Below are 24,278 nucleotides of genomic sequence, written 5' to 3'. Positions count from 1 at the left end.
GCCTGTTTTATGAGTCATTTTTTCGGATGATTTTCTATTCTGTTCTACCCTGAGATTTATCTCCAGCCAGTTTCTGGATATGCTGGCTCATGGTATTCACAACAGGATTATCAACCAAAGTGTTGCTAATGACTGCCAGATAGTCTTGACTGGTAACAGTGGTTGGCACCGCTTTTATTTCACACTGCTTGCCCCATTTACGGTGATTGTCACCAACAGGTGTGCCACTTAACAGCCTACTAGGGCTGACCAATTCAATATCAGCGGGAAGCGTTGGCAGCATCTGTTGTAATGCGCGAATGGTTGTCGGATGAGGATGACCGATAGCAATAGCTGAACCATTCTTCCGGGCAATAGAAATCGCACGGTTTAACTGATAGCGGGTTTCCGCTTCTGACTGCACATCATCAAGAAAAATATTGCGGCGGATAACGCGAACATGAGTGCCTTGTGCTGCCTTTGTTGCTTGAGTATTTCCAATCGTCACACTATCGAGAAAGTAAAGTTCATAGCGGGACAGCGAGCGCATAACCTTCTGCATTCCCGGCAAGCTTGAAGTCATCGCGCTGCCCATATGGTTATTTATGCCTACCGCATAAGGGACCTTTTGTATTGCGCGCTGAATAATGCGATCAATCTCTTCACTGCTCATTGTTGGCTGGAGAGTATCCGGTTCTAACCGTTGCTTACTTAAAGGTGCCATTGGCAGGTGGATTAAAATCTCCCGTCCTTGTTGATGGGCTTTTTCAGCCATTTCCCTGCCGTGGGGAGAATCCGGCAGAATTGCGATAGAAACCGCAACAGGCATCTGCAATATTTTGTTTTCATTATGAGGACGGTAGCCAAAATCATCGATAACAATTGCCAGACGGGCAGCACTGGCTTGCAAGCTCAAGAGTAACAAGATGATAGTACCAATGAGTTTTGTAAACTTGAGTTGTCTCACCTGATCATCTCCCAAGCCAAGGTTGTGGGTTTACCGCTCTACCCTGACGGCGGATTTCAAAATACAGGGCGGGTTGTTCCTGACCGCCACTGTTACCGACCAGGGCGATGGGTTGCCCGGCACGAACTTGCTGGCCGACACTGACCAGAGCGCTCTGATTATAGCCATAAAGGCTCATATCACCTTTACCGTGCTCTATAACGACAACCAGCCCATAGCCTTGCAACCAATCAGCCAGCAGTACCCGGCCATCAGATATCGCTTTGACCTCAGTGCCTTCTGTGGCAGCAATCACCATGCCTTTCCAGCGCAGTTCGCCTTGCAGTGCCTCACCAAATTCATGTATCACCTTACCGCGGACAGGCCAGATTGCCTGACCAGCCGGACGGCCAAGGCCACCAGTCCGCGCCATTAATGCGCGTTCATCTTCAGTGGGTTTATAGCTGGAACCTTTTTTCTGCGCTTGTTTCTGTTTCGCCGCAATCTGAGCACGAACACGCGCAGCTTCTTTGGCTTCCCGTTCAGCGCGTGCTTTCGCTTCCCGTTCTGCTTTAGCAATTTTATCCCGTAGACGGGTTTCATTTTGTTTTAGTTCAGCGAGACTTTTCTGATCCTTCTTCAAGGAAGACTCCAGCTCAGTCAGAGTTTTCTGCCGGGCGCTGCGGGCCACTTCCATCTGCTGCTTTTGTTGTTGTTGTTCCGTCAGAACTTGTTTCTGCTCTTTCTGTTTTTGCTGCTCAAGTTTTTTCTGTTCAGTTAAATCAACGGTAGTTTGCTCAAGCTTAACAATAGTATCCTGACGGGCTTGATTAAGGTAACTATAGTAAGCGAGGATGCGCTCGCCCCTCTTGCCTTCTTCACCTCTGAACATGAGCTCAAGCCCTTGATGCTGCCCTTGACGGAAAGCGGCATCCAATTGACGTGCCAGCATACCCCGTTGCGCTGTTTGTTGTTTTTCCAGTTTCTTGATATTGGCATTAAGCGCGGTAATCTCTTTATTCAGCTGACTGAGTTGAGTTTGGGTAGTGTGCAGAGAGAGGCCAACTTTAGAAATTGTATTTTCCTGATCTTGCAGTTGACTCAACAACGTACTGCGTTTTTGCTGCTGTTGTTGCACATTCTTCTCTTTCTCTGCAATGTCTTGCTGAAGATTTTTAAGCTGATTTTTATTGTCGATAATCGGATTGGCAAAGGTATTAAAGCTGAAAACCGCGGACAGGAAAGCACAGAACAATAAGGCACGAATTTTATTCTGCCATGAATTCTGATTGAGCCGATAATGACGGCCAGGTATTTCCTTGTTGTCTGCCATTGCTGTCAATATACCTTGCGACTGTATAACATCAGATTATTTCATGTTGAACAATTGGTTACCAGATACTTTGCTGATTTTTTACACTTCCGGATAATATTGTTTCAACATTGAAATCAGATAATAACTGGGCACATTAGCCACTTTAGCCTATTTATTGCCTGGATTCCTGTATTCGTTCAGTGTGGCAGAGAATCTTCTGATAGCGTACTTAACGCGTTCCATTTTCAGCATATTTTTATTTTTTCTCGAAACTCTCCGCAAAATTTGCATTGAGCTTATGCTATTTGGCTGTAATTGACACAACACAAAGGTATACTCTGGAGTCTTAGATATTTGTTAATAACCAACGGGAGTTTTTGCCCCCCATGCTGCAAGAAATCATGCAATTTATTAATCAGCACATGACCTTAAGCCTCATCTGGATTGCACTGCTGGTTGCCGTTATTGTGACGACGATGAAAAGTCTCTTCTCTAAAACCAAAGAGATAACCCGTGCACAAGCGATTAATCTGATCAATAAAGAAGAAGCCATCGTCGTGGATTTACGTTCCCGTGAAGATTTCCGCAAAGGGCATATCATTGGTTCAATAAACCTGACTCCATCTGAAATCAAAGACAACAACCTGGCTGAGTTGGAAAAACATAAAAAGCAGCCGGTGATTGTTGTTTCAGCGAATGGCACTGAATCGCGCACTCCGGCTGAGAATCTTCTCCGTGCTGGTTTTGAACGCGTATGCTCCCTGAAAGAAGGTCTGGCTGGTTGGACAGGCGAAAACTTACCATTGGCGCGTGGTAAAAAGTAATCATTTTGGGTGTGAGTGGAGACATTCACGTAAAAAATTTAATAAGGACATCTAAAGGTAACAATTATTATGTCAGAACAAAACAATACAGAAATGGCTTTCCAGATCCAACGTATCTACACCAAAGATATCTCTTTTGAAGCACCAAACGCACCGCAGGTGTTCCAACAGGAATGGCAGCCGGAAGTAAAGCTCGATCTGGATACGGCTTCCAGTGAGTTGGCACAGGGGGTTTATGAAGTTGTTCTGCGTGTAACTGTGACGGCAGCGCTGGGCGAAGAGACGGCATTCCTGTGTGAAATACAGCAAGGCGGTATTTTCTCTATTGAAGGTATCGAAGGAACTCAGCTGGCTCATTGCTTGGGTGCATATTGTCCGAATATCCTGTTCCCATATGCCCGTGAATGCATCACCAGCTTGGTGAGCCGTGGTACCTTCCCACAACTCAATCTGGCTCCGGTAAACTTTGATGCTCTGTTCATGAACTACCTGCAACAGCAGGCAGAGCAACCTCAGAATGATGAACAAGCTCAACAGGAAGCTTAATGAATAGTACTGTTTCTATGACAGTTATCGGTGCCGGTTCATACGGCACCGCATTAGCCATTACGTTGGCACGTAATGGTCATGAGGTTGTGCTTTGGGGGCATGACTCAGAGCATATTAGGGCATTGCAACAGGCGCGTTGTAATCAGAAATTTCTGCCGGATGTCTCCTTCCCTGACAGTTTATTGCTTGAAACAGACCTGACAAAAGCACTGACAGCAAGCCGCAACATTCTTATTGTGGTTCCCAGCCATGTGTTTGGTGAGGTGTTAAAGCAGGTAAAATCCCATCTGCTGCCTGATTCGCGAATTGTCTGGGCAACTAAAGGTCTGGAAGCGGATACTGGCCGGTTATTGCAGGACGTGGCCCGTGAGATATTAGGCGACGAAATACCGTTGGCGGTGCTTTCTGGCCCAACCTTTGCGAAAGAATTAGCGGCTGGTTTACCCACAGCGATAGCGATTTCTGCTACTGAATCTGCCTTTAGTGATGAACTTCAGCAACTATTCCACTGTGGCAAAAGCTTCCGTGTTTACAAAAATCCCGATTTTATTGGCGTTCAACTTGGTGGTGCCGTAAAAAACGTGATTGCTATAGGTGCGGGAATATCTGATGGCATGGGGTTTGGTGCTAATGCACGTACTGCATTGATTACCCGTGGATTAACAGAAATGAGTCGCCTTGGTACCGCTCTTGGCACGGATCCTTCAACTTTTATGGGCATGGCGGGATTGGGCGATTTGGTCTTAACTTGTACAGATAACCAATCACGTAACCGTCGCTTTGGTATGATGCTGGGGCAAGGCATTAGCGTTGAAGAAGCCCAGTGCCAGATTGGACAGGTTGTTGAAGGTTACCGCAATACCAAAGAAGTGCGCGCATTGGCCGAACGTGCCGGTGTGGAAATGCCGATTGCAGAACAAATCTATCAAATACTGTATTGCAATAAAAATGTGATAGAAGCTGCTCAAGCATTATTAGGAAGAGCCAGAAAGGACGAGAGCGATAATGTACGCTCTTGAATCAGAAAAAATCTAATAATAAAGATGGGTTCTAACTGTGAGAGTAAAAAATATGTCGCTGGAAGAATTGGACGAAGTTTGGAAAAGCATAAGAACAGAAGCGAGAGCACTGGCTGAATGTGAACCGATGTTAGCCAGTTTTTTTCATGCGACATTACTCAAGCATGAAAATCTTGGTAGTGCTCTAAGTTATATGTTGGCTAATAAACTGGCTACGCCGATTATGCCGGCTATTGCCGTCAGAGAGATCGTAGAAGAGGCTTATAGCTCAGATCAGAAAATGATAGTCTCTGCTGCCCGCGACATCATAGCGGTGCGTTTACGTGATCCTGCGGTAGATAAATACTCAACGCCTCTGCTTTACCTCAAAGGATTCCATGCTTTGCAAGCCTATCGTATTGCCCATTGGATATGGGGGGAAGGGCGTAAGGCACTGGCTATTTACCTGCAAAACCAAATCTCAATGTCTTTTGGTGTTGACATTCATCCGGCAGCTAAGATTGGTTGTGGCATCATGCTTGACCATGCTACCGGCATTGTGATTGGTGAAACGGCGGTAGTGGAGAATGACGTTTCTATCCTGCAATCCGTCACCCTTGGTGGTACAGGTAAAACCGGGGGTGATCGTCATCCGAAAGTCAGGGAAGGGGTGATGATTGGCGCGGGTTCAACAATACTTGGCAATATAGAAATTGGTCGTGGGGCAAAAATTGGTGCAGGATCAGTAGTCCTTCGCTCTGTTCCACCACACACAACAGCCGCTGGTGTGCCAGCCCGTATTGTCGGTAAACCTGAAAGCGAAAAACCCTCATTGGATATGAACCAACATTTTAATGGTATCAACAATGGCTTTGAGTATGGTGATGGGATTTAATTTGTGAACAACTGTGTTTAAGAAATATTGTTCACAAAACTGAATAGTCAAAAATGCCGTGGTCTTTTAATTGATTAGATGCACGGCATTAACTTTAGTCAATGGCAATTACTCTTTCAATAAAGCACCTGAATAACCTAATTGCCGCCAGGCTTCAAAAACCACAACAGCAACTGAATTAGAAAGATTCATACTTCGGCTGTCTGCCAGCATTGGAATACGGATTTTTTGTTGTTGTGGCATATTATCCAGAACATAGGGTGGTAACCCTCTGGTTTCTGGCCCGAACATCAAATAATCCCCATCCTGATAACTTACCGCACTATGTGCCGGTGTTCCTTTCGTGGTGAGTGCAAACAGCCGGGCAGAAGATTCTCCTGTTAACCCTTCACTCTCCAAAAAAGCAAAATAATCATGATGCTGTTTGATATTGGCAAACTCATGATAATCCAGCCTGGCCCGACGCAGCCGTTTGTCATCCCAAGTAAAACCCAGAGGCTGAATCAGATGTAATTGAAAACCAGTATTGGCACAAAGACGAATAATATTACCGGTATTAGGCGGGATTTCAGGTTCAAATAAGACGATGTTTAGCATATGCCCCCCAGAAACGAGGGGCACAGATTAGCAGAAATTGAGTAGGGATGCAGGGGGGATTTATTGAGGGTGACAGTTCTTCAGCTACGAAAACCATTAGGGTTATTCTTCTGCCAATTCCAGCTATCACGCATCATATCGTCAATATTGCGTGTCGCTTGCCAGCCAAGGATATCGTGGGCTCTGGATGGTTCAGACCAACATTCGGCAATATCTCCAGGGCGTCTATCTGTAATTTTATATGCAATCTCTTTACCTGCTGCTTTTTCAAAAGCATGAAGTAGCTCAAGTACAGAATAACCAGTACCAGTCCCTAAGTTGAATACTTCATAAGATTGCTGTTTAGCCAGATAGTCAATCGCAGCAATATGGCCTTCAGCTAAATCCATCACATGAATATAGTCACGAACACCGGTACCGTCTTTGGTTGGATAATCGTTGCCATAGACTGATAAACATTCCAGACGACCAATAGCAACCTGAGTAATATAAGGCAACAGATTATTAGGAATACCATTAGGATCTTCGCCAATCATACCTGACGGGTGTGCACCGACAGGATTGAAATATCTCAGGCTAGTGATTTTGAAGCTTGGCTCGGCTGCGGCAAAATCTTTTAGAATTTGCTCAACCATCAATTTAGAAGTGCCATAAGGGTTGGTTGTACCACCTACTTTGGCATTTTCAGTTAGTGGCACAAATTCAGGATCACCGTAGACTGTCGCTGATGAGCTGAAAATCAGTTGATGTACACCATTGGCACGCATAGCTTGTAACAGCATTAAAGTGCCAGTAACATTGTTTTGATAATACTCGAGTGGCTTTCTGGTTGACTCACCAACTGCTTTTAAACCTGCAAAATGAATCACAGATTCGATGTTATTTTCTTGGAATATTTGATTCAGTAAATTTAAATCAAGTACATCACCTTGATAGAATTTCACTGATTTGCCAGTGATCTTTTCAATCCTGCGAAGAGATTCTGGTGATGAGTTACATAGGTTATCAATAACAACCACATCAGCTCCTTTTTCTAAAAGAGTTAATACGGTATGTGAGCCGATGTAGCCGGCTCCGCCGGTGATTAATATGGTCATATTATTTCTACTTACTTGTTACAGTTGTATTTATCCTGTTAATGCAAGACGTCCTTCTGGGCAGGGTGAGAGCGTGAGTGTTCATTTTTTACCCAGCGAGCTTAATCCTGCTATTAACACCTTGTCCATATAAGCACTACTCATACTGGTCATCTTCCGTTTGCGCCGAATACTGGCTTTTTCGCTGGTGTCTGCCCTCAGCATATTGAGAGACAAATGTCGCATACAGGCTAAAATCTCAGCGGAGTCACCACGACAAATAGCACACGCATCTTCATTCATTGATACATCAAGGACCCAATGGACACGATTTTCAATTCCCCAATGACCACGCACTGCCGCCGCAAAGCGTGCCGGTTCCAGTTCAGCAGAGCTGATAGAGTATCGATACGCCAGTGATTCTTAGCCCGAGTTTTCAAGGCGATACCCTATTGCCACACCGATACTTTTTACCTCTTTCTAGGCTGGAAATTGCTGCCCCAGTTCATCCGCGGGTAACACATGATATTCTCGAGCTTCAATGCGCCCATGGTCTTGTTCTATCGTAACATTTTCTGGGGTACTGCTCGCCATGGTTTTCGCCGCCAGTGCCTGTTTGACAGCTCGGTACAAGTGTTCCTGATTGTCTTTCACGGCCAGCAGGTAGTCGCCTCCCTGATGAAGGATCTTTTCTGCGATTTGGGTTTGACACCCCATCGCATCAATAGATACCAGACAACCTTTGATATCCAGCAAATGAATCAATTTCGGAATCGCTTTAATTTCATTGGATTTATGCTCGGTTTTTAGCTGTCCCATCACCACGCCATTAGTGGTCGCAAAGGCGCTGACCTTATGGATAGCTAATTGTCGCGTGTTGCCGTTGCCGGTTCCCCGTAATGTCTTGCCATCAATTGCAATAATTTCGCCTTCGGTACGTTCGTTCACCGCCTGAGCCCAGTGAATAAAACATCGCTGAAACTGGACGGGATCAAGGCGGGAGATGATACGCGCTATTGCAATCCTGTTTGAAACAGCCCCTTTTGCTGAAGCCAATCGAGGCGCATTTTCCCGAAATCTTCAATATCTTCCCACCCTTCAGCCCCAGCAATAACAGCGCACATTGTCAGGAAAAGAACGTCAAACAAGGCGATAGCTGATTTTGGCCGATTGGCGAGGATCTTGTAATTTGCTGAAGTACTGAGAAAAAGCGTCGATATTCATGAAGGCACTCCCGAAAAAAGGAGTATGAGATCATTACTTAATCTGTAGGTCAAACTGAACGATTTTGGTTAAATAACGCTTGTGATCTCACCTTGATACTCATTTATCTATTTCAGGAAGCAGATTTAATATCAAATTATTTACTTTAATCAACTGATTTCATTCTGTGATTTAACACCAATAAAGGCATAAAAAATAAATTTTAAATTCACTATGTTTTTTCATATAGTTTTAACCATTGAAGAGATATTTTTTCTATAGAAAAATTATTTTTGATATGATTCCTTGCTTCTAATCCTAGTTGGTATTTTTTGTCCTTATCTATTTCTATACTTTTTTCCATAGCGTCTGCTAATCTTTTTGAATCTTGTATTGGCACTAAGGAACCATATTTATTAAGAACAAATTTTACTCCGCCGCAATTGGTTGCAACGATATATCGTTGACAAGCCATAGCTTCTGCTATAACTAACGCAAATCCTTCATATTTAGAAGATAAAACAAATGTATCACAAGCACTCATTAAGGCTGGAATATCATCTCTAGCACCTGAAAAGTGTATATTTTTTATTATATTAAGCTCGGTTGCTAGTCTTATGAGTTTATCAATAAGTGGGCCGTTACCTGCAATAATTAAATATGATAATGGTTTTCTTTCTAAAAGAATTGAAAATGCATATAGTAAGTTTGGATAGTCTTTGGAGTCATGTAATCGACCAACAGATAAAAATAATTGTATATTATCAGGGATATCTAACTCTCCCCGTATATTTCTTCTTGACTCCTCTGAAAAAAAGAACTTATTAGTATTAATGCCATTAGAGACACTAATAATTTGGTTTTCCTTCATTGCCTTTTTTTTTATGAAAGAGTCTACAGCATTTTGGCTAACATTTGTATTTAGATCTGAGAGCCAATTAGTTATACGGTATATAAACATTCTAAGTGAACCCCCTTCATTTGTACTGTGAGCAGTACATATTAATTGGGGGAATTTAGTAAATAAGCGTATGCACCTTGAAAATATGTTTGCATGAAACATGTGTGAGTGTAATACATCTATATCTTCTTTTTTTATTATTTTTTTAACTTTCCATAGGGCGTGTATAAATCCCCAAGGCGTTTTTTTCATTCCTATTTCATAAATAAATATTTTATCAGAAATTGGTTTAGTAATTGTAGGGCCTGTTAGAGAGATAATTATTACTGATTGGTTATGCACTAAAAATGTATCAGCGAGATCGCAGAGTTGTTTTTCTGCTCCCCCCATACCAAGTCCTGTTGTAATTAAAGCAATTTTCATTATTACCTCTAATCTTTATAAGATTGTCATTATTAAGTTATTATAAGGCACCCAACAACATTGAGCCCAAGGAGAATAAAATAACCAAGTATATAATATTATGCTATTTAATATTGCTAATATTAATACGAAAAATAACCTTTGATTAGGTTTTAATAAATCGGAAAAAACGGATAACACAAGCACATCAAAAATAATAAAATATAAACCAAATCTATCAACTAAAGTGGAGAAAAATATACCGATAATTAATGATGATATTATCAATATTGCCATTATATCTAGAATTCTTATTGATATTTTTATTTTGTTTTTAAATGGTTTTCTATATATAAAATAAAGAGCACATGGGAACATGTGTATCAAGGTTCGTATAGTACTCCCTGATGAACTTAATTCTCCAGATAAATATATATTTTGAGGTGATATTAAATAAAATGAAATAATTATAAATATTGAAATAATTATGACATAAAATAGGAAAAAAAAAGTGGAATTTGATTTTTTTAAATAGATAAAAGGTAATACTATCAATAGTATAATTGCTGATTTGTGAAAAAGAATACTTAGTAATATAAAACACAAAAAATGTATTTTTTGATTATTTCTTAATAAGGAGTTAAAGGCAAATAATGAAAATGCAATGGCAACTGATTGCCTAGTGTATCCCATTGATACTGCTAATATTGTATAAGGATACAATATTAGCACAGGTAGCCAGATGCTTTTGAAGTTTTTTGAGAAAAAGTAAACTGATAAACAAAAGATAGATGCACATATGAAGTTTACAAAATAAATACCCCCTAGTCCGAATGCTTCGGACATATAATTCAATATGCTATATAGAGGGTCTGATACAAACAGAGCTTCTCTAAATGGTAATTGAACAATTTTTTTGTACATGTTTAGATAGTTGAACCAATCTACACCTATTTCTTGGCGTAATCCTATAAAAAAAGTAAGAAATAGAGAAAAGATAAATAAGTCTCTTTTGTTTTTAGAGAAAGAAAAATTTTTAATTATTATTAACATCCATATGTATGAATAAATTGCCATGTCTTACCTTGTTTGGATTTTTATTAAATTAACTGGGCTGTTTTGTTTCTTAGAATAGATATAATGTTATTAACTTGGTGTCCTTTTATATGTAATTAAATTCATGAAATATTTATATAATATAATGAATTGCATCATTCAAATCGGTAAAAATTATGCCGATTTGGCCCCTCTTAATAAATATTAATATTTGTTAAGGAGTCTCCTCCGAAGCCAAAAGAATGGTTCCAATATGGTTCCAAACCCGCTTGTTACGGCAAGTATCATGCATTAGTAATCCCCCCATTTTTTATGGAGGCTAAAAGTAGAATTCAAGCAATAAGTAAGATAATCCTATATGTTGTCTCGATTTGAATTTTATTATATTGTGCAGTGATTTTTTTAGTTTTTTTTGAAGAGATATAAGAAAATTATATATTTATTAGTAGATAATATGTAGTTAAAGCTTGTTTTTTATAGTATCCTCAATATTTTCATTAGGTTATAGTTAACTTTGTGACAGTCATATTGTGTTTTAGCAATATGATAACTTTCTTGCCCCATTTCTTCTATGCGATTGGGATTTTCTATAAAAAAAATCATTTTTTCAGCTAAGTCTTCTGCAGACCATGGGGAAACTAGAAAACCATTTTTTCCTTCATGAACGGTTTCCTTGCATCCAGGTACATTAGTAGTAATTATAGGCCGACCAATAGCCATAGCTTCCTGAGTACTTCTTGGTATGCCTTCTCTGTAGTATGATGGTAATACAAAAATATCACTGTTACTCAGCCATTCATTTACATTTGTTACAAATCCAGGATAATTTATTATTCCTGTATTCTTTAAGTCTTCTAATTGCTCCAGTTTTATTCCTCCTGGATTTTCTGAATCGATTGATCCTAATACATTGAACGTAGTTTTAGGATATTTTATTTTAATTATTTTTGCTGCATTAATATACTCGAAAATACCTTTTTCTTTTAATAATCTGGCAATAAAAATAAAAGATATGTTATTGTTTTTATTGATAGGCGTGTAAGGGTAGTCATTTAAATCTAAGCCGATTCCACCCAGAATAAAAGTTTTAACATTGATATTATTTTTTTTGATTAAATCAGTTTCATCATCTTTATTTAATAGAATTAAGCCATTTATTCTAGGGAATGTTATTTTATAGAGTAATATTTGTATTCTTCTTAAGAATATTTTTTTCCAGTTTTTACCTTCTTTCTGTAAGGTGAAGCAAAAGCCCAATCCTTCTAGCATCGCGAATATGTTAGGTGTCTTGGCTAATTTAGCGGCCCATGAACCATATATAGAAGGTTTTGAAAAATAAGATAAAACTATATCTGGTTTAATATCTTTTATTTTACTTGATAATTTTATAGTGCTTTTTATATCTGAGAAAGGGTTTAATCCCGAGCGGCTTAAAATATAATCAACAGGTGTGGCCCCTAGTTTTTTAATCTGATCTTTCTGTTTTTCATTATAATCTATAGCAAAACAAAATACTTCATGATTAGATTCTGACATTTTTTTTATTAATGTTTTCCTGAAATTAATCATAGTATCTGCTGTTGTTCCTATAAGTATTATTCTCATTTGATGCCTTATTTAATTTTGGTTTTGTATGGTATTTTTATACTCGACTGAATGAAAATGTAGTATTTAAAACTTGAAAATTATCATCAATCTGGTAAGAAAATTTATTTGACTTTATCGGAAAATGGACATAAAAATGATGGATAGAATTGTTGAATATGTCAGTTAGCAACATGCAAAATAGGCAACATAACATATATAATATAAGTTTTATCCTTACCTGTTGCCTATTTCAAGGCTTGATATCTTGAGTAAATTACCGCTATTTGTCCACATTATACTTATGAGACCCTCTCAAAACCCCTTGCTCAACGCAATAAGATACCACAAGGCCAATTTTATTCTTATTCCCAATAAAACTGACCTCATTGAACGGTAGATATTGTTTGAATTTCTGACTTATAACTCAGAAAAATCAATTTATTACCCCATTTGGGGATTAAAATGCCTGAATTCCTGCTCGCTTAAAAAAGTAAGTTAGACGCTTCAAGTTGTAACATGTCGTCATCATCATTATTATGCCGAAATCAGCATGTCACTGACCCACTGTACGCAGGAATTTTCTGTTCGTTTGGCAGAAGATGGCAAAACGTGCTCTCCACGTACCCGAATATACCCGCTTAACTTGAAGATGCAGGATTCAGAACCTGGAAGTTGTCATTAATACGGCACGACAGATTTCCGGCAAGTTCCGGTAATATTTCCGTAAAAAAGTGATGTATTGCCTGCCTGAACAAGGTCGTCGAGGCGAAGTAATGGTTATTTCTGACCTTTTCATTCATCACCTTCCACAGCCTTTCTATTGGGTTCAGATTCGGGCTGTAGGGTGGTAAATAATGAAGGTCAATATTCATCACATAAGCCCAGTCTTTCACCAGCTCACTTCGATGGTAACTGGCTCCGTCAAGGATAATATGAACCTTCTGACTGACCGGATAGGTTTCACGGATAGCAATGAAGAACTCTGCGATGTGATAACTGTCGATACGGTCATATTCGCGTACTACCGTTTTACTGATATCGGCCAGATTCAGGGCACCCATCAGGTTCATACGGGTACGGCTGCCCGTGGTTTTCACCGCAGTTTTCTGGCCTTTGCGCATCCAGCCATAAGCGAGTTTCGTTCCCTGCGTGGGATGGACGCCATCAATGAACAGGATGGGCTCGTTGTCTCCGGCTTCCTGCTTCAGTTTCCCGTAGGTTTCCATGAAGGCCCGTTGCTGTTCCTGTTCCGCGTTGGATTTGTGCGGCACGCCGGTCGGTTTTTTATAGCTGAAGCCATTGTGGTGCAGCCATTTATTCATGCCGGGAACGGTGTAACTGATATCCCACCGTTCTTCGACAAGACGGATAACAGCCTGTGTGGTGGGCAGAAGATCCGCGGTCAGATAAGCGATAAGTTCCTGAGTCTGTGTTTCGCTGAGATGGCTCTGAGAGCCGCCATTTTCAGGCTTCAGTTTGCGATGATTAAGGTAATCGCTGATATGACGATTAACCGTCGTTTCATGCAGACGCAGGGCCTGAGCGATCATGACTGAACTCCAGTCTTCAGAGGCTAGCAGAACCGCTTTGATACGATCACTCTCCCTCTTATCACGACAGGTGTGATGGAGGTGTTCGAGTTCGGTTTTTTGTTCATCGGTAATGAATATTTTCATGACGGATACGATGATCCTTATTTTAGGAAAAATCAAGCATTTTCAATGAGCACGGGTATAGATGCAATCAGGTGGTGTTGAAGCCTGATAAAATCGAGTCTTCTTTTAGAGCCATTTATTTTTATTGCTTCAAGGAACCTTAATATCCCTAATGTATCAACATCAACTGCATATTCTGGAAGACTCAAATGAAACAGCAACATGAGACATTGCTCCTAGATTGTAGATTTTATCAGGCTCGGTCTATTTTACCAATCTGATAATATTCTAACTATCAGTTAAATCAGCCATAGTATAATTTTATCTTTTTGTTTTTACAAAAAAATCAATATGTATTGTATTGAAAGATGATATACGCCTGATTAGGCTATTAACAATGTATCCTTTTTCTAAAAGTAACTTTGCAAGATAAGAACCATCTTGATCGGTAATTCCTATAATTAGCGGAATTTTTATGGCCTCGCTTTAATATAATTAGTTTATCCTAATTTTGTTTTAATTTTACATTGTCGAAACTTTGTTTTAATTTTATAAACTAGTTTGATAAAAAATGAAAATAAATTAAACTTTAATCTTTTAGAATCTATCACTATATAGTTTTCTGAAAAATTTATAGTATGAATTCCATCTTTATAACTTCCAATTATAGGTTCAATTTTTCTTATTAATTCCTCCGAAAATTCGCTTTCTCCTATTGAACTGATTTTTTTTATAAAAATGGCACTGCCATAGTTATGATCAGAACCTTCTTGAGTGAAAAAGAATATTCCATCTTGAGAATAAAGTGGTGATCCAGCTCCTCTGGCATATTGATTACATAGTTTTAGATTTGGGGAAATTTGTTTCCAATTATCAAACAAATCTGTACTCATATGAAGAATTAGATTATTATCTAAGTCAGTAGAATATAAATAATATTTCCCATTTGAGCATATTATTGAGTTGTCAGTTAATTTTATTCCAGAAACAAGTGTATATACTTTTTTCCACTTATTAGGGAAACTTACACATTCAAATAAAGAGACTTCACTTAATTCATGGGATTCTGGTATTAAAAATAATTTGCCGTCATTTTCAAAACAAAACGGATAAGATAAATGGCATTGGATATCATTTAATCCCATTAGCAGTATATCGTCTAATTCTTTAAGATCATTATCTAGGACTCTGCATCTGATATCTCCTTTAGAGTTTAGTAACCCTAGTGATTCGTAGAAAATATATACTGAATCATTATGTTCTAAAACAAATGGGTCTGCTTGAACAGTATTATATTTTTTAAACCAAAAAATATCTGAATGTAATATACAATCAGCGACATTATTTTCCTCAGATTGTTTTCTTTTAATTATTCCTATATTCCACTCCTCTATATAGAATAATTTCTTTACTACTCTGTTAAATTTATCAAGCATGTTATCATTTCCTCTAAATTTGTTATAATATTATTTTTTGTAAATAACGTTGGGGTTTTTTATAACCGTCATTCCGCACCTCATTCCTGATTTAAAAATAGTGTGATCTTACTCATATTTTACATATTTATTGCTCCCATGAGATTGACGGCGTTGGCCCATTTTGATCTATTACGAAAGTGAGTATGCCCAAGTCAGAACCTGCCATTAAACGTCTTGATCACCTTGGTCTCATCGCGGCTTTCTGCTATGAAGCCGGATTGCCCCGTATCATTGATGCCATCATGCCAAAATATTCGGGTCACACCGTTTCTCATGGCGAGGCTTTTCTTGCGATGATCCTTAACGGGCTGGGGTTTCACAGCCGGACACTGCACATGTTTTCCGGTTTTTTCCAGCATAAGCCGATTGAACGTTTGATTGGCCCCGGTATTGATGCTGTACATCTGAATGATGACGTGCTGGGTCGTACATTGGATGCTTTATATGAGGCTGGCGTGTCAGAAGTCTATCAGATACTGGCTGAACAGGTCATCGATAAATTGGGCATAACACCCCATTCTGTGCATCTCGACATCTCCAGTTTCCATGTGGATGGCGAGTACAAGTCTCCTCTGAAAGACGACACGCAGCGTATTGAACTGGTTCGGGGGTACAGCCGCGACCATCGGCCTGAGCTGAACCAGGTTATCCTTGCGCTGATTTGTGAAAATCAGGCCGGGATACCCGTTTACATGCAGGCGATGAGCGGAAATACCCACGATACCCGGGCGTTCACAGAATTCACAAAACATCATATTCGTTGTCTGAAAGCCGCGCAGAACAGCCGCTACTTTGTCGCCGATGCCGCCCTTTATAGCGAAGAGGCAATAACTTCACTGCATAAGCAAAAACAACGCTTCATTACCCGCGTGCCGTTAACGCTCAAAGAAGCTAAACAGCAGCTTTTGAACGTGGAGCCCCATCAGCTACAGCCTTTCACCGAAGGTTACGCTGGATGTTGGGTTGAATCCAGCTATGGCGGGATCCCTCAACGTTGGTTGCTGGTGAGTAGTGCGGCTGCCCGTCAACGTGAAGGGCAGACTTTTACGAAAAATACGCTCAAATCAACGGAAAAAGAGCTGAAAGCGTTTGAAAAATTGTGCAAAAAAGGGTTTGCCTGCAAGGAAGATGCGTTATGCGCCCTGCGTGATTTTGGCTCCGAATGCCAGTTTATCGGTATTGACGCCCCACAAGTGGAGGAAATCATGACGTATCAAGGGCGTGGACGTCCGGCTAAAGATAAACCCTCTCAGATTCATTACCGGCTCTCAGGCCGGGCTTACAGTCAACTGGATAAAGTCGTGTATGCCCGACTCAAGGTCTGTCTCTTGGTCACATCTCAAAAGCCAAGAGACTTCGCTATCAAATGGCCCTCAATCAGCACTTGTACTAAAAACCAGCCTTCCCACAGGGCTTCCCATCCAATGCGCCCATTACGCTTCGAATCTTGCCAGCCCGCCAGTTTGCCCAGCGTGATATATGCCCAGTGAACACTAGGCACTTTCCCCGGCAGTTTTTTCTTCTCGACTTTCCGCCATAATAACTTCCACGCCAGGGGGCTCAGGAGAGTTTCGCAGCTCTGTTGTTCCGCCTCTTGCCTGTTCAATCCCAGATAGCGCAATTGATGAACCCTGACGGCGATAAAAGCCTGTATGACTATCATTTTCTCCAGGTTATCCTTGCTTTGCATACGCAGCTCTTCAACCTGCGTTCCGCCGCTTTTCCACGCTTTGTGGAACTCCTCAATCAGCCCGCGTTTTTCATAGTAATCCAGGATACGTTTGGCATCCTCTTGATTATTGACGGGTTCTGATGTCAAAAGATGCCAGCAAAGTGGTGAGTCAGGGTTGATTTCCTGACAGCCGACATAGTACAGCGGGACTGACTCACCTTGTTTTCTCATCGGCATTTTGATGGTTACCGGCGCATAACGTATCTCACAGAGCGCCTCCCGGGCTTTGCGGCCACCCCGTTGCCTGACCTGAACCTGTCTTTCTCCTGCGGACTGCAAAGTATCGCTGAAGGTATAAGAGAGTCTCTTCACTCTCTGCTATCCGCCGGCTTTGCATTGAACGAACAACAAAACGCTGCTGATTTATGACCTTATAGGCCAGGTATTCAATCACATCAGATTCCCGATCACAAACACTGATCACCTTTGTTATCTCAGGCCCCAAACGCGCCGCCATCGCCCGCGAAGCGGCTTCCCACTTCGCGCTTTCTTTTTCTTGATACGGGCGGGTCTCACGCTGTTTTTTCTTGCCATAGTCATTGATGTTTCTCACCCCGCGTTTTTGTTCAATCAACCCGACAACCTGTTGTTGATTGGGGGCAAAAAGCAGTACTGAATGTGCCAGCATTCCCGTGGGTTTTTGACTGGATGAGGTATAGCCTATTTCATCCCTGACGGTTTCATGCGTAAAATTCAGCGTCGTGGTATCTTCCAGCGCGAGCAGGCAGTCACAGGATTTAACCCGCGCAGCGGTGGCCGCAAAACCCGCCTCTGCAATGGCATCGGCTTTAACATCCGCATTACGGATAAAACGGTAAGCCGCTTCGATATCAGCGGGGGTATCCAGAGATTTCACAATCGATTTTCCTATGTTGTTAGCGAGTGATGAGGAGACTTTTACCAACCGTTCGGTGCGCCGCTGGTCACCCAGTTTTGCGCCTGAGAACGTCTCTTTTGCCCAGTGTCCTGCTTCCGTTACAAACAGGGTCAATTTACCTCAATTTATCGTTTTATCCTGAAAACTATCATTTAGGCAGAAGTACACAAATTCCTCAATATTTACTGAGGGATTTGTGTATAAGAGACAGACTCAAGGTGGGGATGTTTATTTTGGCGACCAATGAAACGGACGATAAGGCGCTGGATATGGCCGCGTTGCTCGCGAATTACAAAGCCCAGCAGAAAGTTGAGCGAGGTTTTCGATTCCTAAAAAGTCCCGAGTTCTTAACCTCAATCAATGTACCTGAAAAAACCGGAACGCATCGAAGCCTTATTGATGGTGATGACGTGTAGTTTAATGGTGTATGCGGCGCTGGAACATAAAATTCGCACGGGTCTGAAACAAAGCAAAGCATTCTACCCGGATATGAAGCAGCAGCAGACGCAATCGCCCACCTCTCGTTGGGTATTTTTAACTTTCGAAGGTATTAATACCTTTGAATTTCAAGAAAACCGGATGGTGACGGGAATGCAACTGTACCAACATGCCCAGCTGAAAATATTGGGACCACCATACGAGTCTTTTTATTCCTGAATTGGGTGCGGAATGTCGGTTATAATAGTTATTATCATTGATTTTTTTATTTATCTAATAAATGATTATTTGAAAAAATAGAAAATATATTCCTATTTTATTAGGTTTTGCGCACAATCAACATGATTCGAAACCAAATTATAAGATTTTATTAACAAATAACTATCATGTGTATTGGAAAAAGCAGCTACAAGGGTTAGCGGTAAGCTCTGACCGTCAGCTAGCAAGTTTTTCTTTATGCTTTGTTTTCCCTGATCCGCTGGGTTTTGGCCTATTTTTTTATCCCTCCAGTGGTGCTTTAGTTAAACAGTCATTCGGCACAAATTTGCTCCAGTCGATAGCCCTGATTTTTCATTAAATGAAAAAGACAGGTTTAATAAAATACAAAACAGCACCTAATTAGGATGGTCTCTTACAGAGATCTAATTATCTTATGACTAGACTATTATAACTCGATATGGTGATGATGCCTGACACGTTTGCTGGCAGGTGGTAATTCCATATAATCATCTCCATACATTTTTGATAGATATAAATCAATTTTATTAGGGCATTTATATGGTTTTCCTTCGAACAAAATTTCTCTCAGTGGAAAAATATCATCATATTTAAAATAGGCTGTGGAAAAAGGCGTTTCAATACCGGTTCCAAGCAAATATTTTTTTCTTCTTTTTGACATCATAGAAGATAGCTTACTTACAAGATAAAGAAGGATACTTTTACTAAATAACAATGAAAACGACTTCGAAATTATTTTTTTTCCTAATGTTAAATTCGAATATTTTGATTTAATTTTTACATTTACAAATTGGGCTAACAAACGCTCAAAAAACATTCTAATAAATTTATTTTCTGAGTATCGATCACAAGGAAAAACATCTAAAAATAGCCCATGATGTGATCGTTCATCATAATAAGAGTATGTAATTTCAATTTCCTCTATTATTTTTGTTCCATTTAATCTCACCTTACAAGGTATATTAAAATCAACATAGTATTGATCAGTAAAAGCTGTCTGCAAGAAAAAATGCTTCTTATTTATATCGTTAGAGAAAACTTTCAAAAATTTATTAAAAGCAACTCTCTCCATATAAATATCAATATCATCATCCCAAGGGATAAATCCACCATGCCTTTTTGCGCCTAATAATGTCCCTGCACCTATCCAATAATCAATATTATTTTCTCTGCAAATTCTATCAACTTCCTTTAAAAGCGATAACATACTTAATTGAGCTTCCCTTAATATAGTACTCATACTAATTACCTATTTATATAAAAAATAATAAAGCCGAATTAATAGCATGCTCCAATCACATATAAGATATGTAATACATACAGTTATAGCTGTGATCGGGAAAACGCCAAAATAAAGGAACAACAACATTAAAATTTGTAACAATCCAGAAACAATCACACTAAAATTAGCAACCTTTGCTAGTCCCAAGGGCATAAGAGCAGGGTAACCGAAAAGCATACCAAAAACGCTTGCAATTGTTATTAGCATGAAAATATCTAATACAGGCTTGGCGAGATCATACCCTTTACCGTATATAATCCTTATTATAGAGTCTCCCCAACACCATCCGATAGTCACTCCCAAAGTCGTCAATAAGCCAAAAACAATAACTATTTGATAAAATAATTTATAGTTTTTCGTTCTTACCATATAAGGGGTTAATGCTGTGAGTACGGGACCAAAAACTTGTATACCCGCTTTGTAAAGCTGTTCTGCTACACCATAAATTGCAACTTGAGATAAACTTCCACCAAATGTTCCTAAAAATACACTACATCCAGATGAATAAAGAGAAACACAAGCTCGAGAAAAAAAGAATTCTAAACTATAAAAAAACTGCTTATAAATTAGTTTTTTTGATGTTATTGTTAAAGTTACTTTCCATGATGCTAGTATAAGGAAACTGGTTAATGTTATTACAAACGCTTGGAAAGCCAGAATCCATCCATAATATACATAATCATGTGGGTTGCGAATTATAAAATATACTCCGCCGAAACTAAGCAATCTTACAACAATAACAATTAAACTATATATATATATTTTTTCTAAGCCTTGAAAAATCCAATATGGATTAAAGGCATTAAAAAAAACACACACCAATAACCCTATAACCAATTCTTTAGGAAAAGAATTTTTTGACGCAATTAATATAGTAAAAATAAATAAAATAGCGATTAAAGCAAGGCCAATTTTTATTATAGAAGTTTGATATAGAAATACCCCTAACCATTTTTTACTGTTCCGACCCTCTGCTATTTTTTTTGATATTGATAAATTAAATCCAAAATCAGTTATGATCATTGCCACTTGAGTCAAAGATAGCGAAAATATTATAATACCAAAGAAAACATCCCCTACAGCTCGGCTTAGGTAGGGAAATTGCAATAATGGTACAATATAACTAAATATCTGAGAAATAGCTAATCCACTAATATTTCTTCTTAATGACATATTATTTAGAGAACCTCTCTTTATTCTCGTTTTCAATAAAACTGGTCTTATTAAATGTGAATATCACTTGAATTTTGAATTTCGGTTTATTGAGTTAAAAATAGATTGATTAACCCATTTTGGGGGTGGGGTGGGATGGGATTCCATTTTATCTTTAATTTAACCAAAGATAAGTTGACTACGAAATTCTCCTGACTAGGTTGCTCTTCAGCGTTTGGCCGTCTGACTGTCTTTACATACAGGTATCTTGTTTAATCACATTTATGCAATCCGATTAAAGAGTACCATTTGTCTGTGCCGTACCATCTGGGTCTTTGAGTGGTAACGCATCTTCCCGAAAGGTTAACATCCAACACCCCGCTAAATTCTTGAATCGATTTCCACCCTGAAACCTCACTCAATACCGCCACAAAGACCAAAAAAATGACATCCATCAATTCATGTTTTTTGTTGATGTCAGAACGAGGGGCAGCTATTTCATTGATATAATTAAAAATACTCATTATCAAAATCACTTTTTTATGGAATAACGTGATCTTACCGGTGTTAATGAGAGAAAGTGCCATAAAAAGCCAGAGTGTGATTTTTATGTAATCATAATAATCCTGCTAAAAATGTGAGGTTCAGCCCTATCCTTCAGATGGCGATTCACAGTACTTTCATAAATACGCAAGGCTTGAACAATCATCTGGGCAGTCGTCTTCGGAAACTAAAAGAACGGCTTTAATGCGATCGCATACCAGTCTGTCGCGAGTTGTGTCATGCATTAATTCAAGGGACTGTTTTTGTGATGGGCCAGATGAATTTTTATGGTCGTCAGCATGATGAAATTTGAGTAATAAATCAAGCATCTTCAATGATGATTAGTATAGGAAAGAAATAGGTATGGAAATTTCATTAGGATATGGTGTAATAATATGCTTTGTTGTTTTATGAGGAAAAATTTTTTTTTGTGAAATGCATTCTAATGCTATCTCTTTATTTATTATGAAGTCATTTCTCCATGAGGTAACTTGGACGTTGTCGTTACTATAAGATAGTAGTATAGAGGGAACTCGTTTTAGCCCTAATCGTTTTGCAACTTCATAACGGTGATGTCCATCCATAATAGCAAATGTGTTATATTCAAGAAGAAGAGGAACTCTCCAAAGTCCCTCTTGTTTTATTTTTTCTTCAAGCCAATTAACTCGTTCTGCTATATGCTCTTCTGTTACTTGGATAGTATCAATACTGATAAGTTCTAATCTATACACAGATAGAGTCCTTTCATTGTTTTATTTCTTTAAGACAATCAATTAGGTATTGGTTATCGTAGGAATTTCTTACAGCCAATCTAATATAATTTCCGTTATTAAAACCTTTTTTACCAGAGCAATCTTTAGCTAAAATATTATGCTCATTGCATAAAGTTAAAATAATTTCAGATGATTTATTTTTCAATACTTCACATAAAATATAGTTGGCTTGGGATTTTATAGGGCGTAAGAAAGGTATTTGTGATAACTGTTCAAACAAGATATTTCTTTCTTTAATAATATTATAGCAAGCTTGTTGATAGACTTTTTCATATTTGCCGATTATTTGGAGAAAAAACTCGCCAAGAGAATTAATATTCCATACTGGGATGTATTTTTTAATTTTATTTATTAAGGTGATATTGGATGATGCAATAACACCTAATCGAATTCCTGGTACTCCATAACTTTTACTGATGCTTTTTATTACAATAAGTCCTTCATAGCTATTTAGTAGTTCTTCTGAAAGAAGGCTGGACTGTAGGCCGTTTTCTGCAAAATCAACAAACGATTCATCCACAATAAATGTTTTTTGTTCTTTTTTGAACCACTCAATCAGTTCTAGGATGTCTGAATGTGAAATGTAATTACCGGATGGATTATCTGGATTAATTAATATAACACCCTCTGATTTTTGTGCTAATTTAATGATATCTTGTTTATTGTATTGGAAGTTTTTATTGGAAACTTTCTCTAATACGACATTATTAAATCTAGTTGAGTATTCTTCAAAAGTAGGTATAAATAATCCTAATTTTATATCTAATTCGTCAGCAAGTTTATCAATTAGTTCAGCGGCACCATTGCCAACAGCAATTTGGTCTGGATTACATTTGAATAATTTAGCTGCAAGTAATGATTGTACATTAGCTCCTGAAGGATACTCTCTTATAAGAGTATTGAAAGAATTTTTCATTTCACCAATGAAGGTGTTATTCGGAAAGTAAGGATTCACTAAATAACAAAAATCAATGATGTCATTATAACGCCAGTATCCACCATATCGCTTGTTGAGTAGATTTAACTTTTCACCCTTGGGTGAAAAAATAACTTCAGCATTATCTAGATCTTGGATATCATCTATTTCATACCATTTCTCATTATTTAATGGTAATGCTTTTAGCTCTTGAGTATCTAATAAAGTTATTACTCTTAACACTTGTTCATAGTATTCATTTTGACCTAATGCTTTTGAATAAGCTTCAAGAAATGGTACATATATATTTGCAAGAAATTCTTTAGAAAATTTATATATATTAACTGTTTTATAATACTTATCTGTTTTATTAAGATCAAAATCTTTTTTAGAAATAAAATTTACAATATCAAATTCATCATTTATTTCTACAACAGTACCATCCATCCATGGTTGATATTTATCTACAACAGCCAAATTAGGGAATTTATTTGATAGTAGATTGCCTATTATTTTCTCTTCATAGATTAGATCACTTTCTAATAATATTGTATCATCTTCAATAAGTTTATTTTTAGCTAAAAAAATAGAGTAAATATTATTTGTTTTATCATAAATATTATTATCTATATAGATTATCTCTATTCCTTTATAATTATTACCTAAAAAAGATTTTAGCTTTTCTTTTTCATATCCAATAACTAAAATTATACGAGATATATTATATTGAGAAAGTATATTTAAACTTCTTTCGATAAGAGTAAGATTATGTACTTCTACCATGCATTTGGTTTTATCATTGGTATATTTACCAAGTCTGTTGCCCATTCCGGCTGCTGGAATTAATACTTGCATATATTTTATCCT

At 38.5% G+C, this 24,278-nt stretch carries 18 protein-coding genes and 7 pseudogenes; 6 read left to right on the top strand and 19 right to left on the bottom strand.

Annotated elements, in window-relative coordinates; all coding sequences use genetic code 11:
• Positions 1-34 precede the first annotated feature (34 nt).
• Complete coding sequence (locus ACGF63_RS11590) at positions 35-946, bottom strand: divergent polysaccharide deacetylase family protein (RefSeq protein ID WP_036845666.1); 912 nt, start codon at positions 944-946, stop codon at positions 35-37.
• 4 nt (positions 947-950) lie between these two features.
• On the bottom strand, positions 951-2,258 hold the full coding sequence (gene envC, locus ACGF63_RS11585; RefSeq protein ID WP_387630851.1) for a murein hydrolase activator EnvC: 1,308 nt from the start codon (positions 2,256-2,258) through the stop codon (positions 951-953).
• A gap of 368 nt (positions 2,259-2,626) precedes the next feature.
• Here envC and ACGF63_RS11580 point away from each other — a divergent pair, with 368 nt between their 5' ends.
• The 4 genes from ACGF63_RS11580 (at position 2,627) to cysE (ending at position 5,506) form a co-directional block, all read left to right on the top strand.
• On the top strand, positions 2,627-3,064 hold the full coding sequence (locus tag ACGF63_RS11580) for a rhodanese-like domain-containing protein (RefSeq protein WP_036845497.1): 438 nt from the start codon (positions 2,627-2,629) through the stop codon (positions 3,062-3,064).
• 69 nt (positions 3,065-3,133) lie between these two features.
• A complete protein-coding gene (secB, locus tag ACGF63_RS11575; protein ID WP_021324088.1) occupies positions 3,134-3,610 on the top strand; it encodes a protein-export chaperone SecB in 477 nt (158 codons plus the stop codon).
• On the top strand, positions 3,610-4,632 hold the full coding sequence (gene gpsA, locus ACGF63_RS11570) for an NAD(P)H-dependent glycerol-3-phosphate dehydrogenase (RefSeq protein WP_387630848.1): 1,023 nt from the start codon (positions 3,610-3,612) through the stop codon (positions 4,630-4,632). Before secB ends, gpsA begins: the two co-directional genes overlap by 1 nt.
• Before the next feature lie 52 nt (positions 4,633-4,684).
• The gene (cysE, locus tag ACGF63_RS11565; RefSeq protein WP_036845501.1) at positions 4,685-5,506 is read left to right on the top strand and encodes a serine O-acetyltransferase; all 822 of its coding nucleotides are present in this window, start codon (positions 4,685-4,687) and stop codon (positions 5,504-5,506) included.
• Positions 5,507-5,614: 108 nt separating this feature from the next.
• Here cysE and trmL read toward each other — a convergent pair whose 3' ends face one another.
• From trmL to ACGF63_RS11515, 10 genes and pseudogenes are all read right to left on the bottom strand, one after another.
• On the bottom strand, positions 5,615-6,103 hold the full coding sequence (gene trmL, locus ACGF63_RS11560; protein ID WP_387630845.1) for a tRNA (uridine(34)/cytosine(34)/5-carboxymethylaminomethyluridine(34)-2'-O)-methyltransferase TrmL: 489 nt from the start codon (positions 6,101-6,103) through the stop codon (positions 5,615-5,617).
• 80 nt (positions 6,104-6,183) lie between these two features.
• Entirely contained in the window at positions 6,184-7,200 is a 1,017-nt protein-coding gene (galE, locus tag ACGF63_RS11555) for a UDP-glucose 4-epimerase GalE (RefSeq protein ID WP_387630842.1), read from the bottom strand.
• 81 nt (positions 7,201-7,281) lie between these two features.
• Positions 7,282-8,235 (bottom strand): annotated as a pseudogene (locus ACGF63_RS11550) (ISAs1 family transposase).
• Positions 8,193-8,303, bottom strand: coding sequence for a transposase family protein (locus ACGF63_RS11545; RefSeq protein WP_387630918.1), 111 nt, complete (start codon positions 8,301-8,303; stop codon positions 8,193-8,195). The pseudogene ACGF63_RS11550 and the gene ACGF63_RS11545 overlap by 43 nt, the downstream one beginning before the upstream one ends.
• 311 nt (positions 8,304-8,614) lie before the next feature.
• Positions 8,615-9,706: a glycosyltransferase gene (locus tag ACGF63_RS11540; protein WP_387630840.1), complete on the bottom strand. Its 1,092-nt coding sequence runs from the start codon at positions 9,704-9,706 to the stop codon at positions 8,615-8,617.
• Between the two features lie 15 nt (positions 9,707-9,721).
• Positions 9,722-10,738, bottom strand: a complete 1,017-nt coding sequence (locus ACGF63_RS11535) for an EpsG family protein (protein WP_387630915.1) — start codon at positions 10,736-10,738, stop codon at positions 9,722-9,724.
• A gap of 477 nt (positions 10,739-11,215) precedes the next feature.
• On the bottom strand, positions 11,216-12,346 hold the full coding sequence (locus tag ACGF63_RS11530; protein WP_387630838.1) for a glycosyltransferase family 4 protein: 1,131 nt from the start codon (positions 12,344-12,346) through the stop codon (positions 11,216-11,218).
• Between the two features lie 620 nt (positions 12,347-12,966).
• A complete protein-coding gene (locus ACGF63_RS11525) occupies positions 12,967-14,004 on the bottom strand; it encodes an IS630 family transposase (protein ID WP_387630835.1) in 1,038 nt (345 codons plus the stop codon).
• Positions 14,005-14,079: 75 nt separating this feature from the next.
• Positions 14,080-14,460: pseudogene (locus ACGF63_RS11520) on the bottom strand (GDP-mannose 4,6-dehydratase); the annotation flags it as partial.
• 23 nt (positions 14,461-14,483) lie between these two features.
• On the bottom strand, positions 14,484-15,419 hold the full coding sequence (locus ACGF63_RS11515; RefSeq protein WP_387630833.1) for a hypothetical protein: 936 nt from the start codon (positions 15,417-15,419) through the stop codon (positions 14,484-14,486).
• A 185-nt stretch (positions 15,420-15,604) separates the two neighbouring features.
• Here ACGF63_RS11515 and ACGF63_RS11510 point away from each other — a divergent pair.
• A pseudogene (locus tag ACGF63_RS11510) lies at positions 15,605-16,816 on the top strand (IS1634 family transposase); the annotation flags it as partial.
• Here the strand turns inward: ACGF63_RS11510 and ACGF63_RS11505 are convergent.
• Positions 16,801-18,178, bottom strand: a pseudogene (locus ACGF63_RS11505) (IS4 family transposase). The pseudogenes ACGF63_RS11510 and ACGF63_RS11505 overlap by 16 nt on opposite strands.
• 101 nt (positions 18,179-18,279) lie before the next feature.
• On the opposite strand from ACGF63_RS11505, the pseudogene ACGF63_RS11500 reads away from it, so the two are divergent.
• Positions 18,280-18,727: pseudogene (locus ACGF63_RS11500) on the top strand (IS1634 family transposase); the annotation flags it as partial.
• Between the two features lie 445 nt (positions 18,728-19,172).
• Here ACGF63_RS11500 and ACGF63_RS11495 read toward each other — a convergent pair.
• The 6 genes and pseudogenes from ACGF63_RS11495 to ACGF63_RS11470 form a co-directional block, all read right to left on the bottom strand.
• The gene (locus tag ACGF63_RS11495) at positions 19,173-19,985 is read right to left on the bottom strand and encodes a phosphorylcholine transferase LicD (protein WP_387630830.1); all 813 of its coding nucleotides are present in this window, start codon (positions 19,983-19,985) and stop codon (positions 19,173-19,175) included.
• A gap of 9 nt (positions 19,986-19,994) precedes the next feature.
• Positions 19,995-21,200, bottom strand: a complete 1,206-nt coding sequence (locus tag ACGF63_RS11490) for an oligosaccharide flippase family protein (RefSeq protein WP_387630828.1) — start codon at positions 21,198-21,200, stop codon at positions 19,995-19,997.
• 362 nt (positions 21,201-21,562) lie between these two features.
• Positions 21,563-21,703, bottom strand: a pseudogene (locus tag ACGF63_RS11485) (transposase family protein); the annotation flags it as partial.
• Positions 21,704-21,831: 128 nt separating this feature from the next.
• Positions 21,832-22,023, bottom strand: a pseudogene (locus ACGF63_RS11480) (IS630 family transposase); the annotation flags it as partial.
• A 40-nt stretch (positions 22,024-22,063) separates the two neighbouring features.
• Complete coding sequence (locus ACGF63_RS11475) at positions 22,064-22,453, bottom strand: ParB N-terminal domain-containing protein (protein ID WP_387630825.1); 390 nt, start codon at positions 22,451-22,453, stop codon at positions 22,064-22,066.
• Positions 22,454-22,466: 13 nt separating this feature from the next.
• Positions 22,467-24,266 (bottom strand): aminotransferase class I/II-fold pyridoxal phosphate-dependent enzyme, encoded by a 1,800-nt coding sequence (locus ACGF63_RS11470; RefSeq protein WP_387630822.1) that lies wholly within the window; start codon positions 24,264-24,266, stop codon positions 22,467-22,469.
• Positions 24,267-24,278 lie beyond the last annotated feature (12 nt).

Source organism: Photorhabdus sp. RM322S (genome assembly GCF_042879395.1).
Taxonomy (GTDB): Bacteria; Pseudomonadota; Gammaproteobacteria; order Enterobacterales; family Enterobacteriaceae; genus Photorhabdus; species Photorhabdus khanii.
This window is presented reverse-complemented; position numbering and strand designations above follow the sequence as displayed.

Bases quoted from the DNA above. Each gene is read 5' to 3' on its own strand.
- envC (WP_387630851.1), bottom strand. From the start codon at position 2,258: ATGGCAGACAACAAGGAAATACCTGGCCGTCATTATCGGCTCAATCAG.
- ACGF63_RS11580 (WP_036845497.1), top strand. From the start codon at position 2,627: ATGCTGCAAGAAATCATGCAATTTATTAATCAGCACATGACCTTAAGC.
- secB (WP_021324088.1), top strand. From the start codon at position 3,134: ATGTCAGAACAAAACAATACAGAAATGGCTTTCCAGATCCAACGTATC.
- gpsA (WP_387630848.1), top strand. From the start codon at position 3,610: ATGAATAGTACTGTTTCTATGACAGTTATCGGTGCCGGTTCATACGGC.
- cysE (WP_036845501.1), top strand. From the start codon at position 4,685: ATGTCGCTGGAAGAATTGGACGAAGTTTGGAAAAGCATAAGAACAGAA.
- trmL (WP_387630845.1), bottom strand. From the start codon at position 6,103: ATGCTAAACATCGTCTTATTTGAACCTGAAATCCCGCCTAATACCGGT.
- galE (WP_387630842.1), bottom strand. From the start codon at position 7,200: ATGACCATATTAATCACCGGCGGAGCCGGCTACATCGGCTCACATACC.
- ACGF63_RS11545 (WP_387630918.1), bottom strand. From the start codon at position 8,303: ATGTGCGCTGTTATTGCTGGGGCTGAAGGGTGGGAAGATATTGAAGAT.
- ACGF63_RS11540 (WP_387630840.1), bottom strand. From the start codon at position 9,706: ATGAAAATTGCTTTAATTACAACAGGACTTGGTATGGGGGGAGCAGAA.
- ACGF63_RS11535 (WP_387630915.1), bottom strand. From the start codon at position 10,738: ATGTTAATAATAATTAAAAATTTTTCTTTCTCTAAAAACAAAAGAGAC.
- ACGF63_RS11530 (WP_387630838.1), bottom strand. From the start codon at position 12,346: ATGAGAATAATACTTATAGGAACAACAGCAGATACTATGATTAATTTC.
- ACGF63_RS11525 (WP_387630835.1), bottom strand. From the start codon at position 14,004: ATGAAAATATTCATTACCGATGAACAAAAAACCGAACTCGAACACCTC.
- ACGF63_RS11515 (WP_387630833.1), bottom strand. From the start codon at position 15,419: ATGCTTGATAAATTTAACAGAGTAGTAAAGAAATTATTCTATATAGAG.
- ACGF63_RS11495 (WP_387630830.1), bottom strand. From the start codon at position 19,985: ATGAGTACTATATTAAGGGAAGCTCAATTAAGTATGTTATCGCTTTTA.
- ACGF63_RS11490 (WP_387630828.1), bottom strand. From the start codon at position 21,200: ATGTCATTAAGAAGAAATATTAGTGGATTAGCTATTTCTCAGATATTT.
- ACGF63_RS11470 (WP_387630822.1), bottom strand. From the start codon at position 24,266: ATGCAAGTATTAATTCCAGCAGCCGGAATGGGCAACAGACTTGGTAAA.